The 14,767-nt window shown below is 70.3% G+C and carries 10 protein-coding genes; 6 read left to right on the top strand and 4 right to left on the bottom strand.

What is annotated here, in order from left to right; genetic code table 11:
• Positions 1-9: 9 nt before the first annotated feature.
• From QM714_RS07395 to QM714_RS07370, 6 genes are all read left to right on the top strand, one after another.
• Positions 10-1,332, top strand: coding sequence for an IS4 family transposase (locus tag QM714_RS07395; protein ID WP_415097970.1), 1,323 nt, complete (start codon positions 10-12; stop codon positions 1,330-1,332).
• 59 nt (positions 1,333-1,391) lie between these two features.
• The gene (locus tag QM714_RS07390) at positions 1,392-2,162 is read left to right on the top strand and encodes a helix-turn-helix transcriptional regulator (RefSeq protein ID WP_415099056.1); all 771 of its coding nucleotides are present in this window, start codon (positions 1,392-1,394) and stop codon (positions 2,160-2,162) included.
• Positions 2,163-2,273: 111 nt separating this feature from the next.
• Positions 2,274-7,601, top strand: a complete 5,328-nt coding sequence (locus QM714_RS07385; protein ID WP_415099054.1) for a carboxyl transferase domain-containing protein — start codon at positions 2,274-2,276, stop codon at positions 7,599-7,601.
• Between the two features lie 29 nt (positions 7,602-7,630).
• Positions 7,631-8,407 (top strand): endo alpha-1,4 polygalactosaminidase, encoded by a 777-nt coding sequence (locus QM714_RS07380; RefSeq protein ID WP_415099052.1) that lies wholly within the window; start codon positions 7,631-7,633, stop codon positions 8,405-8,407.
• A 44-nt stretch (positions 8,408-8,451) separates the two neighbouring features.
• Positions 8,452-9,249 (top strand): alpha/beta hydrolase, encoded by a 798-nt coding sequence (locus QM714_RS07375; RefSeq protein ID WP_415099050.1) that lies wholly within the window; start codon positions 8,452-8,454, stop codon positions 9,247-9,249.
• 99 nt (positions 9,250-9,348) lie between these two features.
• Positions 9,349-10,311 (top strand): EamA family transporter, encoded by a 963-nt coding sequence (locus QM714_RS07370; protein ID WP_415099048.1) that lies wholly within the window; start codon positions 9,349-9,351, stop codon positions 10,309-10,311.
• A 10-nt stretch (positions 10,312-10,321) separates the two neighbouring features.
• On the opposite strand, the gene QM714_RS07365 is transcribed toward QM714_RS07370, so the two are convergent.
• The 4 genes from QM714_RS07365 to mce form a co-directional block, all read right to left on the bottom strand.
• Complete coding sequence (locus QM714_RS07365; protein ID WP_415099046.1) at positions 10,322-11,473, bottom strand: AI-2E family transporter; 1,152 nt, start codon at positions 11,471-11,473, stop codon at positions 10,322-10,324.
• Entirely contained in the window at positions 11,470-12,243 is a 774-nt protein-coding gene (locus QM714_RS07360; RefSeq protein ID WP_415099044.1) for a hypothetical protein, read from the bottom strand. Before QM714_RS07360 ends, QM714_RS07365 begins: the two co-directional genes overlap by 4 nt.
• Before the next feature lie 620 nt (positions 12,244-12,863).
• Positions 12,864-14,201, bottom strand: a complete 1,338-nt coding sequence (gene ccrA, locus QM714_RS07355; RefSeq protein ID WP_415099042.1) for a crotonyl-CoA carboxylase/reductase — start codon at positions 14,199-14,201, stop codon at positions 12,864-12,866.
• Positions 14,202-14,234: 33 nt separating this feature from the next.
• The gene (mce, locus tag QM714_RS07350) at positions 14,235-14,684 is read right to left on the bottom strand and encodes a methylmalonyl-CoA epimerase (protein ID WP_415099040.1); all 450 of its coding nucleotides are present in this window, start codon (positions 14,682-14,684) and stop codon (positions 14,235-14,237) included.
• Positions 14,685-14,767: the final 83 nt, after the last annotated feature.

The following is a 14,767-nucleotide window of genomic DNA, read 5'->3' as shown; positions in this document are numbered from 1 at the left end:
TCTGATCCGGTGGATCCGTTCTCTGCTGGCCATCTGGGCGAGTTGACGCGGATCGTCTCCTTCGATCTGGTCGACGCGGCGATCAGCGCCGCGGGGGCGACGCAGAAGCGGCTGCGGCGCCTGCCCACCCGGGTGGTGGTGTACGTGCTGCTGGCCGGGGTGCTGTTCGCCGACGTGGGTTATCGCCAGGTCCTGCGGCGTCTGGCCGCCGGCGCGGACCTGAGCATCCGGGTGCCGGGCAGCTCGGCGTTGTCCCAGGCCTTCCGGCGGATCGGAGTGGGTCCACTGCGGGAGTTGTTCGACCTGGTCCGCGGCCCGGCGGCCGGTGCTGCCCGTTGGCGTGGGTTGCTGGTGTGCGCCATCGACGGGACCACGATGTGTGTGCCGGACACCGACGTCAACGCTGCGGCGTTCGGTCGGGCCACCGGCCGCCCGGACGCCCCGGGCGGCTACCCGATGCTGCGGCTGGTGAGCATCCTCGCGTGCGGCTCACGCACCCTCATCGACGCCGTGTTCGGGTCCTACCGGGTCGGGGAGACTACCTACGCATCCCGCCTGGCGCGCTGTCTGCGGCCCGGGACGGTGCTGCTCGGTGACCGCAACTTCGCTGCCGCGGCCCTGATCGAGCAGTTCGCCGCCACCGGCGCGGACCTGCTCATCCGGTGCAAGGACAACCGTAGGTTCGCCCTCGTGGACCGCCTGGGCGATGGCACCCGCATCGCTGTCCTCGGTGGCATCCGGGTGCGGATCATCGACGCCCAGATCATCGTGGACCTGAAAGACTCAGGCACCCAGCGCACCGGCACCTACCGCCTGATCACGACCCTGACCAACCCGCAGCGGTACCCGGCACGGGAGATCGTCGAGCTCTACCACCAGCGGTGGGAGATCGAGACTGGCTTCCGCGAGACCAAGTCCACGATCTTGGACGGGAGGGTCCTACGGGCGCGCACACCCGCCGGGATCGCCCAGGAGGTCTACGCCGTCCTGATCGTCCATCAGGCTCTGCGGACCGCGATCGCCGACGCTTCCCTGGCTCACGGTGGCATCGCACCCGACCGGCTCAGCTTCACCATCGCACTGACCACCGCCCGCGACACGATCCACCGCGCAGCAGACGTCCTCGCCGAGGCCGGCACCGACCTGACCGGCCGGATCGGGGCAGCGGTCCTGGACACAGTTCTGCCCGCCCGCCGAGCCCGCTCCAGCCCCCGAGTGACCAAACGCGCGATCTCCAAACACCGCGCCAAAGGCCCCATCGACCGGACGAACTACCAGACCCGGATCACGACACACCTACTGCCGACCCTTGACCCGAGCCAAGATCCTTAACTGCGCGGCATTGGGGCTATCCGGTCGACGCCGTCCAGGGGCCGGCGGGCGGCTACCGGTTGCGGGCGGGGCGAGCGCTGCCGCCGCTGCTGCTCGACGACGAAGAAGCGATCGCGGTGGCGGTGTCGCTGCAACTGGCGACGGACACGGTCAGTGGTGCCAGCGACGCCGCGGTGCGCACCCTGGCCAAGCTGGATCAGGTGCTGCCCCCGCGCCTGCGGCACAGCATCCGCGCGCTTCACGACGCTACCGACTCGTTGCCGTCATACGGCGCGCGCGGCGTCGACGGCGAGGCGCTGATGACCATTGCGCGGGCCTGCCGGGACCGGGTGCGGGTGCGATTCGGGTACGCCGACCGCGGCGGCGTCGCCTCGGAGCGGACGGTCGAGCCGGTGGGGATGGTGACCGCGGAGCGGCGGTGGTATCTGCTCGCCTGGGATGTCGACCGAGAGGACTGGCGCACCTTCCGGCTCGACCGCGCCCGTGCGGTGACCGCCTCGACGTGGCGCTTCCCGGCCAGGGAGCACCCCGATCCCGCGGCCTACGTGCAGCGGTCGGTGACGGCGGCGCCGTACCGCTTCGTCGCTCGGGTCCTGGTCGCTGCTCCGGCCGAGATGGTGCGTGGGCAGCTCTCGGCCCGCGCCGCCACCGTCACGCCGGTCGACGAGGGATCATGTGAGCTGGTCGCCGGGGCGGACGACCTGACTTGGCTGGCCTGTCACCTGGCCGTGCTCGGGCACCCCTGGCACGTGCTCGACCCGCCGGAGCTGCGTGCGGCCGCCGCCAGACTCGGCGCGCTGCTCAGCGACGCGGGCGCCGTGGTGTCGTGACGGACGGAGCGGGGTGCGCTTGGATGAGACGGTTGGCGTCGCATCGAGGGGCGCACGCTGCGGACCACACCCACGGGGACTGAGCAGCAGACTGACCAGCAGGAGGAGAGCATGGTGGAGATCAGGCGTCTCGCGGTCCTCGAGTCGGGTGAGCCGGCCGTCCGCGTGATCGCTGCGGTGGGCAACCTCGAGCGCGGCGGTGACGCGCGGGTGGCCACCGTGCTGGTCCATGCCGAGCCCGGAAGACCGTGGTGGGGCCGTGAGGCCGACGAGGAGGTCGCGACCGGCGGCCACGACCTGAAGACCCTGATCGACGCGCTGCGCGGCGCCGAGGCCGACATGGTCTGGCCGGGACCGTGGGGTGAGATTCCCGCGGCGGACGTCGTGGCTGCCTGCGAGGAGGCGGGGCTGGCCGTCGTCGGCCCCACCAGCGCGACGCTGCGCACGCTCACCGAGCCGGAGCTCCTGGTGGCCGCCGCCGCGGAGGTCGGTGTCACCTGTCGCCCGCAGGCGCCGACTCCCGACCTCCGGCTGATGGAGGTCGACCTGCTCGCGGACTCCCACGGCGTGATCTGGGCGCACGGGATGCGGGAGGTCACGGTCGCCCACGACGGGCATCTGCTGCTGGCCGAGTCGCCCCCACCCTTCCTCAGCGGAGACCTGGTGCGACAGGTCAGGTCTGCCGCGGTGGCACTCGCCGGGTCGGTGAGTCTGGTCGGCGCCGTGGTGGTGAGGTTCTGCGTCGACGAGGCCAACCAGGAGTGCTGGCTGTCCTCGGTCGATCCCTACGCACGCCCCGAGCATGCGCTGGTCGAGGATGCCACCGGAGCCAGCTTCATGGGACTCCGGATCAGGGTCGCCACCGGGGAGCAGCTCGACCCCGAGCCGCCCGCGGCCGACGGCTGGGCCGTCGAGGTGCGCCTCCTCGCACTCGACCCCGATGCCGACCACGCCCCGAGCGGCGGCCGGGTCGAGGTCATCGACCTGCCGGTCGGGACCGGCGTGCGGGTCGACGCCAGCTTGCGCGTCGGCGACCTGGTCGACGCGGTCACGGACCCGATGATCGCGACAATGAGTGCCTGGGGCCGCGATCGCAGCGAGGCGTTCCGCCGGATCCGGCGCGCGCTGGAGCGCACCGTCGTCGTGCTCCAGCCCGGCACCAGCAACCGATCCGAGTTGCTGGCGCTGCTGGCCCGACCCGAGCTGGCCGCCGGGCCGGTCACCCTGGGGTGGTACGCCGACCTCCAGACCGCCGGGGGTCTGGTGCCCGCAGCCGACCCGATGGCCCTGATCGCGGCGGCGATCGAGTCCTACGAGGCCGACCTGTCGCTGGTGCGAGCGGCCTTCCTCGGCTCGGCCCGGCGAGGCCGGCCGCAGAACCCGGAGGCGGTCGGCACCCGGGTGCATCTGGAGTACCGAGGTGCCCACCATCGGGTGCGCGTGGACCGGATCGGACCGGATGCCTATCGGATCCACGACGGCAGCGAGGTCGTCGCCCGAGTGGACCGGGTCGGTCCCTACGAGCGCCGGATCACCTGTCGAGGCCGCAAACACCGGGTCGTGACGGTGGCGCAGGGCAGCATCTTCCGGGTCGAGGTCGACGGCGTCGCCCACCTGGTCACCCGAGTGGACGGTGCCCCCGTGCGCGCAGCGTGGCCGGCGCTGGTGTCGCAGATCCTGGTCACCCCGGGTCAGCGGGTGACCGAGGGCGAGCCGGTGGCCGTGTTGGAGTCGATGAAGATGATCTCCACCGTCACCGCGCCCTTCGCCGGGGAGGTGCTCGGCGTCGACGTGGTCGCCAACGCGCAGGTCGAGCGCAACGCACCGCTCTTCCGGCTGCGCGCCGAAGCCGATGCCCCTGCCGCAGCCGGGGAGGCGGAGGTGAGCCTCGACTCGCTGGCCACGACCGGTGGCGACCGCGCGAGCGGACCGCATGACGTCTATCGCCGACTCACCGACTATCTGCTCGGCTACGACCTCGATCCCGCCGGTCTGCGCACGTTGGCGGCCGATCAGAGGGCCTTGGCCGACGGCGACCCGGGTGACTCGGCGCTGCTGGCCGAGGAGGACGCGTTCGTCGACCTGTTCGCCGAGCTGGGTGGCCTCTATCGACCGCGCACCGAGGCCGAGCCCGGCTACGCCGAAAGCGAGCTGGCCGGCAACACCCAGGAGTACCTCCTGGCCTTCCTGCAGTGGCTGGACGCCGACCGGGCCGGGCTTCCGGAGCGCTACCGGCAGCGCCTGTTCGCCGCCCTGGAGCGCTACGGCGTGCACGGGCTCGAGCACACCGACGAACTCGAAGAGGCGATGCTGTGGATGTTCTGCTCCTTCGAGCGGGTCCCAGCCGTCGCCCCGTTCGTGATGACGCTGCTGCAGCGTCGGCTGGTTGCACTGCCCACCCTGCGGGACTCGGCCGACGCCGACATGCGAGAGCGGCTCGGCCGACTGGCCGCCGCGGCACAGGGTCGTCAGCAACAGGTCGCCGACCTTGCCCGAGATGTCGAGTTCCAGTACTTCGACGAGCCGGTGATGTCCGCCTCCAAGGCCCAGGTGCGCGAGGAGATGGCCCGCCATCTGGCCGCCCTCCGGGAGGACCCGACGCGTGCCGACCGCGCCGAGCACGTGGACCAGTTGGTGAACTGCCCACAACCGGTCCGCGGCCAACTGCTGGCGGCCTGGCTCGAGAGTGGCAGTGCCGCAGACGTCGAGGGCTTCCAATCGGCGATCCTGGAGAGCTACACCCAGCGCTTCTATCGCCTGCGTGACCTGACCGAGCTGGACCATGCGACCGTCGACGGCCGACTCCTCGGCTTCGCCGACTATCGCTTCGAGGGCCGCCAGTTCCACCTGGTCACCTCCTACCTCGCCCTCGACGACCTACCGGCCCTGGCCCGTGCGGTCGCCGAGCACCTCGCGAGTGTCCCCGCCGACCACGCGGTCGTGGTGGACCTGGTCTGTTGGCGAGAAGAGTTGCGGTCGCCCATTGAGGAGCTCAGCGAGACCGTCCAGCAGGTCCTTGCCGACTGTGACTTCGGACGGCCCCTGCATCGTCTCGACCTGACCATCACCAGCCTGATGGGGGACCGTCCGGAGCGGGAGCGCACGCAGCACCTCACCTTCCGCCCTGGCGACGCCGGCCGGCTGGAGGAGGACCTGCTCTACCGCAACCTGCACCCGATGCTGGGCAAGCGCCTAGACCTGTGGCGGCTGTCCAACTTCGACCTGACCCGGCTGCCCTCGCCGGAGGATGTCTATCTCTTCCACGGCGTGGCCAAGGAGAACCCCCGCGACCACCGGCTCTTCGCGCTGGCCGAGGTGCGAGACCTGGTGCGGGTGGAGGATCCGGCCACCGGACAGACGTCGTACCCCGCTCTGGGCCGGATCGGTCTGGAGGCGTTGGCTGCGATGCGGGCCGCCCTGGCCCAGTTCCAGCCACGCGAGCGGCCCGTCTCCAACCGGCTGGTGCTGTCGGTGCGGCCGACCTGGGACATCCCGCCCGAGGACTGGAACGACCTAGCCCTGTCCTACGAGAGCCTCGCCCGCGGCGCCGGGCTGGAGAAGCTCGTGCTGCACGTGCAGATCCCCGATCCCGAGGCCGACGGCGGTCTGCTCGACAAGGTGGTCTATCTGGAGGGCATCGGCAAGGGGCTGATGACGATCCGCCTCGGTGATCCCGGGCCTAACCCGGTGCGGCCGCGCACGCCGTACGCCCAGAAGGTGCTCACCTCGGAGCGGTTCGGTGTGCCCTATCCCTACGAGATCGTCCGGCTGCTCACCACCGGTGGCGCGGACGCCGCCTCGGGCTTCCCGCCGGGCGACTTCGTCGAGCTCGACCTCGCCGAGGACGGCGAGTCGCTGGTGCGCGTCGACCGCGAGCCCGGACAGAACACCGCGCACCTGGTCGTGGGACTGCTGACCAACTACACCGACGTGGTCCCCGAGGGGATGACTCGGGTCGCACTGCTGTCCGACCCGACCCAGGGCCTGGGCAACCTGGCCGAGCCGGAGTGCCGGCTGATCAACGCCGCGCTCGCCTACGCCGCCGAGCACCGGCTGCCGATCGAGTGGTACGCCGTCTCGTCCGGCGCGCTCATCGCGATGGACTCCGGCACCGAGAACATGGACTGGATCGCGCTCACGCTGCGGCGCATCATCGAGTTCACCCAGGCCGGCGGGGAGATCAACATCATCGTCACTGGCATCAACGTCGGCGGCCAGCCCTACTGGAACGCCGAGGCGACCATGCTGATGCACACCAAGGGCATCTTGGTGATGACGCCGGCCAGCGCGATGGTGCTCACCGGCAAGCAGGCGCTGGACTTCTCCGGTGCGGTGTCGGCGGACGACAACTTCGGCATCGGTGGCTACGACCGGATCATGGGTCCCAACGGTCAAGGGCAGTACTGGGCGCCCAGCTTCGCCGATGCCTGCGCACTGCTGCTTCAGCACTACGACTATGCCTATGTGGTGCCGGGGGAGCGATTCCCCCGCCGGCGGCCGACCGCGGACCCACTCGACCGCGACGTGCGGACGGCGCCGCACGCCACCGTGCCGGGCTCGTCCTTCGAGACCGTGGGCGAGGTGTTCGGTGCCGACACCAACCCCGACCGCAAGATGCCCTTCGACATGCGGTCGGTGATGGCGGCCGTCGCCGACGCCGACTGTGCGCCGCTCGAGCGGTGGAAGGCGTGGGCCGACAGCGACACCTCGATCGTGTGGGACGCCACCGTGGGCGGCATCCCCGTCTGCCTGCTGGGGCTCGAGTCCCGGACCGTCCCGCGGCGCGGCTTCGTGCCGTCGTACGGCCCGCCATCGTGGACCTCGGGCACGCTCTTCCCGCAGTCCTCGCGCAAGACCGCACGGGCGATCAACGCCTGCAGCGGCAACCGACCGCTGGTCGTGCTCGCGAACCTCTCCGGCTTCGACGGCTCCCCGGAGTCGATGCGCAACTGGCAGCTGGAGTACGGCGCGGAGATCGGCCGCGCGGTCACCAACTTCGACGGACCGATCGTCTTCGTGGTGGTCTCGCGCTACCACGGCGGTGCGTTCGTGGTGTTCTCCAAGGCGCTGACGGAGTCCATGGAGATCGCCGCGGTCGAGGGCTCCTATGCCTCGGTGATCGGCGGTGCCCCCGCCGCCGCCACCGTCTTCGCCCGCGAGACCAAGCAGCGCACCGAGGCCGACCCCCGGGTGATGGCCGCTCGGGAGGAGGCGGCGTCGGCGACCGACAAGCAGGTCGCTCGCGCCCGGGCTCGGATCGCGGAGATCACCGCCGAGGTGCGCTCGGAGAAGCTCGGTGAGGTCGCCGACGAGTTCGATTCCATCCACACCATCGACCGTGCCCTCCAGGTCGGCTCGGTGGACCGGATCATCGCCCCCGCCGACCTGCGGCCCTGGGTGATCGAGGCGCTTGAGCGGGGGATGGCGCGTTTCCGGTGAGGCATGCTCGCCTCCGGCATGATGGGGCGATGCGTCGCACGGGGTGGGCGGTTCTCGCGGTGGTCATGGGTCTGTTGCTGTCCGGAGTCGCGCCGGCCACGGCGAGTGCCCCGACGCTGCCGCCGACGGGGACCGACTTCGACTATCAGCTGGGTGGCAAGGCGCCGCTCCCGGCCAACGTCGGCATCGTGGTCCGCGATCGGTCGGCCAAACCGGCGAAGCACGCCTACTCGATCTGCTACGTCAACGGCTTCCAGACCCAGCCCGACGAGAAGCGCTTCTGGCGGCATCGCCACCCGCGGCTGCTGCTGCGTGACCACGGTCGACCAGTGCAGGACGACGCCTGGGGCGAGTGGCTGCTCGACATCCGCACCCCCGCCAAGCGCAAGGCGTTGGCCGCGATCATGGGCCGATGGGTCAAGGGCTGCGCCAACGATGGGTATCAGGGCGTGGAGTTCGACAATCTCGACTCCTTCACCCGCAGCCACCACCTGCTGAAGGCCAGGCACGCGAAGAAGTACGCCCGCCTGCTGGTGCGCGCCGCGCATCGGAACGGTCTGGCGGTGGCGCAGAAGAACCGGGCCGGCTGGGACGGGACGACGGTCGGCTACGACTTCGCCATCGCCGAGGAGTGCGGGCGGTGGCGGGAATGTCGAGCCTACGTCGACGACTACGGTGACCAGGTGCTGGTGGTCGAGTATCGCCGCAAGGATTTCCGCTTCACCTGCCGCCACTGGGGTGACCGGTTGGCTGTCGTGCTCCGCGACCTCGACCTGACTCCCGACGGGGTCCACGACTACTGCTGAGCCACGCCGCCGCGTTGTCCCGGAAGCGCAGTAGCCTGGCGAACGTGACCGCCAAGATCCGGGCCAACTCCGTGCTCCCGGCCCGCCGCGAGCCGATCACACTGCACACCGCCGACGGCCTCGACCTGGTCGGCGAGCTGGCGTTGCCAGCGGATAGCGAGCCGGTCGCCACCCTGGTCTGCCTGCACCCGCTCCCGACGCACGGCGGCATGATGGACAGCCACGTCTTCCGCAAGGCCGCCTTCCGACTCCCCGCCCTGGCCGGCCTCGCCGTGCTGCGCTTCAACACCCGAGGCACCTGGAGCGTGCAGGGTCGCAGCCAGGGGGAGTTCGACAATGCGGCGGGGGAGCGGTACGACGTCGCGGCGGCGATCGAGTATGCCGAGTTCCACGACCTCCCCGACCTCTGGCTGGTCGGCTGGTCGTTCGGCACCGACCTGACCCTGATGCACGGCCTCGACCCGCACGTGACCGGCGCCATCCTGCTCTCGCCACCGCTGCGCTACTCCGGGCCGGAGGACCTGGCACGCTGGGCAGAGTCCGGCAAGCCCGTGACCGCGCTGGTGCCCGAGCACGACGACTACCTGCAGCCGCCGGAGGCGACCGAGCGCTTCGCGGCGGTGCCGCAGGCCGAGGTCGTCGCGATGGCCGGATCCAAGCACCTGTGGGTGGGCGACACCGAGCGGGTCCTCGACGAGATCGTGCGACGGGTGAACCCCGCCGTCGTCGTACCGTTGCCGCGGACCTGGGACGGGCCGATGGAGACCGCCGACACCTCCGCCTACAACGCCCACAACCTGGACGCCTACCGCGACGTGCCGGTGCCCGGCCCGCTGAGCTGAGCCGGCGACGGCTACTGGTGTGTACGACACGCCTGGTGTGCCGTACACACCAGTAGACCCGCTAGGGATCCTCCGCCGGTGACTACTAGTGTGCGAGGCATGGCAGCGGTGACCGATGACGTCGAGACAGTCGTCGGGGCGTCGGATCGATCCCCGGTCGTCGTCGGGCTCATGTTCGCACTCCTGTCCGCGTTGTCCTTCGGCCTGGCAGGCACCCTCGGGAAGGGCCTCCTCGACAGCGGCTGGACCAGTGGCGCGGCAGTCCTCGCCCGAGTCTTCGTCGGTGCCCTGGCGCTGGCTCTCCCCGCGTGGCGAAGCCTGGCCGGCCGGTGGTGGCTGGTGCGCCGCAATCTGACGATGATCACCGTCTTCGGCGTGCTGGGGGTGGCTGGCACCCAGTTTGCGTTCTTCCAGGCGATCGACCGGATGCAGGTCGGCGTGGCGTTGCTTCTCGAGTACACCGCCCCGGTCGCCGTGGTCACCTGGCTGTGGCTGCGCCACGGGATCCGTCCTGGTCGGTTGACCATCGTCGGCGCTGCGGTGGCCGCGGTCGGCCTATTGCTGGTGCTGAACCTGCTGGGCGGGGTGTCGGTCAACACGGTCGGTGTGCTGTGGGCGATGGGCGCGATGATCGGTGCCGCGACCTACTTCGTGCTCGGTGCTCACCAGGCCGATGGCCTGCCGCCGCTGGCCCTCGCCTGTGGTGGTCTGGCGGTCGGCGGCCTGGTCCTGGGGCTCGTCGGGCTGGTCGGCCTGGTGCCGATGGACTTCACCACCGGGTCGGCGACGTACGCCGGTGTTCGTGTCGGCTGGTGGGTCTCCGTGCTCGGCCTCGGCGTGATCACCGCCGCGGTGCCCTACGCGAGTGGGGTCGCGGCCAGCAGGCGACTCGGCTCCCGGCTAGCCTCCTTCGTGGCGCTGCTCGAGGTGCTCTTCGCCCTGCTCTTCGCTTGGCTGCTCCTAGGTCAGATGCCCGCTGCCGTCCAGCTCCTCGGCGGCGTGCTCATCCTGGCCGGCGTGGTGGTGGTCAAGCTCGGGGAGGCTCGGGTCGTCGCCGACTAGGGTGTCTCGCTCAGCGTCTGTCCTGGCGGGGGATGAGGATCTCGTCGACCAGGAGAAGGATCGAGGCCGCGGCCGGGATGGCGAGCAGAGCCCCGATGACACCGAGCAGGCTGGCACCGACCAAGGCGGCGATGACCGTGACAGCGCCCGGGACGTTGACCGACCGGGACATCACCCGGGGATAGATCAAGTAGTTCTCCACCTGCTGATAGACGATGTAGAAGATCACGCAGAACACGCCGACGCGGAAGTCGGTGGCGAAGCCGATCGCGCTGACGATCACCGCGCCCAGGGTCGCGCCGATCATCGGGATGACGTCGAGCAGGGCGACGACCAACGCCAATGCGACGGCGTACTCGCCCATGCCGACGGCGAACAAGAACACCAGCGTCGACACTCCGGCACAGCTGGCCACGATGAAGGCACCGGACACGTAACCGCCGATGTTGCGCAGCACCCGATCGCCCAGCAGGCTCACCCGCTCCCGCCGCGACGCGGGCGCGAGGCGGTAGAGCCCCTTCTTGACGTTCGGCAGGGAGGCCAGGAAGTACAGCGTGAGCACGGTGACGACGAAGACGTTGCCGAGAAAGGACACCACCGCGAGCCCGAAGCCGAGCACGCCGCCGAAGACGTTCTGAGCCAGGTCCCCGCTGGTGAGATAGTCCTGGATCTTGTCCAGGATGTCGTATTGCCGGTCTAGATCCTCGACGGTCCGGTTGTGCTGCAGGTCGTCGACCCAGTGCGGGACCTTGTCGATGATCGCCTGGACCTGCTCGTTGACGATCGGCGCGATGGCGACGATGAACAGGGCCAGTGCTACCAGCACGCCGAGCGTGACCACGAGGACCGCCCAGGGGCGCTTCAGGCCGCGTCGCATCAGCAACTCGACCAGCGGGTTGAGACCGACGGCGAGGAACAGCGAGACCACGATCAGGAGCAGCACCGAGCCGATCTGCAGCAGCAGTCCGCCGAGCCACCACGCCACCAGCGCGCCGGCACCGACCGCGAGGCCCCACAGGAACGGCGAGTGGTGATCGAACGGCTTGCCCGGCGTGCCGAGGGGACTCTCCGGGTCGGTCGGCTCGGCGGCTTCTCCTGGTACGGCGGGCCCGGTCGCTGTGGCGGACTCGGCCGCCTCGCCCGACTCGGTCGAGTCGCTCACTCGGACTGGTCGCCGAACCCGGAGACGACGTCGCGTAGGGAGGCCAACTGCGCCGAGATGGCATCACGCCGTCGGGTGAGCTGGTCGACCTCGGTCTGCATCTGGGTGAGCTTCTTGGCCGCCTCGGTCTCGCTGGACTCGCGGATGGAGTCGGCTTGGCTCTGCGCCGCGGACACGATCTGCTCGGCCTCGCGCCGAGCCCTGGCGACCACGGACTCGGCCTCGGTCTGGGCCGACTGCCGTTGCTGGGTCGCGGCCTGGGTGACCTCACGGGCACGCTGCTCGGCGGTGACCGCACGCTGCTCGGACTCCTCCACGATGCGCTTGGTCTCCGCGACGGCGGCCGTGTGGTGGTCGCTCGCCTCGCGAGCGAGTCGCTCCTTCTCGACCGCGAGCGTGCGACGTGCTTCTTGCACCTCGCGATCGGCGCCAGCCCGGAGCTGCTCGGCCTCACGCTTGGCGTTGGTGCGCAGCTCGGTGGCCTCTTGCTCGGCGACGAGCTTGTGCTGTTGGGCCTCGTTCTGCGCTGCGGCGCGCAGATCGTCGGCCTCCGCCCGCGCGATCGTGCGCTCCTGCTCGGCGTCGGCGAGGACACGCTGTCGGTGATCGTCGATCTCCTTCAGCTGCACGGTCTTCATGTCCTCGACCTCGCGGATCGCGTCGGTCCGGATGGCCTTCGCCTCGCGGGCGGCCTGCTCGCGCGCCTCGTCGGCCTCCCGGCGAGCCACGGCCCTGATGTCGGCGGCCTCCTCCTCGGCCAGGCGGAGCATGGCGCTGGCCCGGCCGCCCAGGCCGGCATAGGAGGGCGTCTTGTTCTCGGCGAGCTCGGCGCGCAGGCTCTCGAAGCTCGCCCTGCAGGCCCCTGATCGTCTGCTCGTGCTCGGTCACCCTGGCGGACAGGCCAGCCCGATCCGTGGCCAGCTGACGGATGCGAGCGTCCACACTGTCCTTGTCGTAGCCACCCCGGCGGACCAGCGGCAGCCCGGCCAGGGCTGACGCGGAGTCGAAGGCGGGCTGGGCCGCGGGGGCTGGGGGAGCGGTGGGGGTCGGCGCGGGCGCAGCCGAGGGCGTGGGGCCAGCGGACCCTGCGGTGGTCGGCGGCGCGGCGTCGGTGGACGCAGGTCGTGGCGCGCCGCTCGCTGTGGTGGCCGGTTCCGCCGCGGCGTCGCTCGCCTCGGCAGCGGCCTCGTCGACCGTGTCGCTCTCGACGTCGGAGAAGATGGACAAACCCTCGTCGGTCATGCGTGGGCTCCTGTTCCTGGCCGTGGACAGCAGATCGGCCGCGGGAAGAGATGGGCCCGATCCGTGGGTACCAGTGTGGCGGATGAGTCAATGCCGCAACACCCCGGGTCCGACGCGTTGACGTCCCGCCGGGAGCGAGGCAGTGGGCTCAGACGCCGCGGAACCGGTTGATCGCGGTGAGGTGCCGGGCCCGCTTCTCGGGGTCGCGCACGCCGAGGCCCTCCTCGGGCGCGAGACAGAGCACGCCGACCTTGCCCTGGTGGGTGTTGTGGTGGACGTCGAGGGCGGCCTGACCGGTCTCGGTCAAGGGATAGGTGCGCGACAGGGTGGGGTGGATCATCCCTCGCGAGATGAGCCGGTTCGCCTCCCACGACTCGCGGTAGTTCGCGAAGTGGGAACCGACGATCCGCTTGAGGTTCATCCACAGGTAGCGGTTGTCGTACTCATGCATGAAGCCGCTGGTCGAGGCGCAGGTGACGATCGTGCCGCCCTTGCGCGCGGCGAAGACAGAGGCTCCGAAGGTCTCCCGGCCAGGGTGCTCGAAGACGATGTCCACGTCGTCGCCACCGGTGAGCTCGCGGATCCGGGCGCCGAAGCGGCGCCACTCCCGAGGGTCCTGGGTCTGCTCGTCCTTCCAGAAGTGGTAGCCCTCAGTGGAGCGGTTGATGATGAGGTCCGCGCCCATCGACTTGCAGATCTCGGCCTTCTCCTCGCTGGAGACCACGCAGACGGGGATGGCGCCGCCGTTGACGGCGTACTGCGTCGCGAAGCCGCCGAGCCCACCCGAGGCACCCCAGATCAGCACGAAGTCGCCCTGCTTCATGCCGGCGCCGTTGCGAGAGACCAGCTGGCGGTAGGCGGTGGAGTTCACCAGGCCGGGCGACGCGGCCTCCTCCCAGGTCAGGTGCGCCGGCTTGGGCATCAGCTGGTTGGACTTGACCAGGGCGATCTCGGCCAGACCACCGAAGTTGGTCTCGAAGCCCCAGATCCGCTGCTCGGGGTCGAGCATGGTGTCGTTGTGGCCGTCGGGGGACTCCAGCTCCACCGACAGGCAGTGCGCGACCACCTCGTCGCCGGCCCTCCAGAGGTGCACTCCGGGCCCGGTCTTGAGCACGACGCCGGCCAGGTCGGAGCCGACGATGTGGTAGGGCAGGTCGTGCCGCTTCGCCAGCGGCGAGACCCTCCCATAGCGCTCGAGAAAGCCGAAGGTCGGCAGCGGCTCGAAGATCGAGGTCCACACCGTGTTGTAGTTGATCGCGCTCGCCATCACCGCGACCAGCGCCTCGCCGGGGCCGAGCTCGGGGACCGGCACCTCGTCGAGGTGAAGCGACTTGCGGGGGTCCTTCTCCCGGCTGGGCATGCCCGCGAACATGTCCACCTCGTCCTTGTGGACCGTGACGGCTCGGTAACGGTCGGGCAGGTCCAGTGCCGCGAAGGCCTCGGCTGAGGTGTCCCCGGCGGTGATGGCGTCGACGATCTGCTGCACGAGATCTCCAGTGGTGTGGTGGGCGATCGGGGCTCAGGCGGAGGGGGCCGGCTCGACGAGTTCGACGAGGACACCACCGGCGTCCTTGGGGTGGATGAAGTTGATCCGAGAGTCCGCGGTGCCACGGCGCGGGGCGTCGTACAACAGCCGCATGCCGCGCTCGCGCAGCACCTCGCCCACGGCCGCCACATCGGTCACCCGCAACGCCATCTGCTGGATGCCGGGTCCGGACCGCTCCAGGAACTTCGCGATCGCGGAGCTCTCCGAAAGCGGCGCGAGCAGTTGGATGCACGACCCGGAGTCACCGACCGCGACCATCGCCTCGCGGACACCCTGCTCCTCGTTGGTCTCCTCGTGGACGACCTTCATGCCATAGGTGTCTCGATAGAAGGCCATCGCCTCGTCCAGATCCCGCACGGCGATGCCCACATGATCGATCGCGGTGAACAGTGGCGTCGGAATGTCGAGAGGGACTGAGGTCATGGCTCCATCGTCTCCGATCGCGTGGGGAGCGGGCGACCGCTTGTGACATGTTCCTCATGAGTACGACCTCGCGGGCTCTCGCC

This window comes from Nocardioides sp., assembly GCF_047602075.1.
In the GTDB taxonomy this organism is placed as follows: domain Bacteria; phylum Actinomycetota; class Actinomycetes; order Propionibacteriales; family Nocardioidaceae; genus Nocardioides.
Note: the sequence above shows the minus strand (reverse complement) of the source record. Positions and strands in the feature narration are given on the sequence as shown.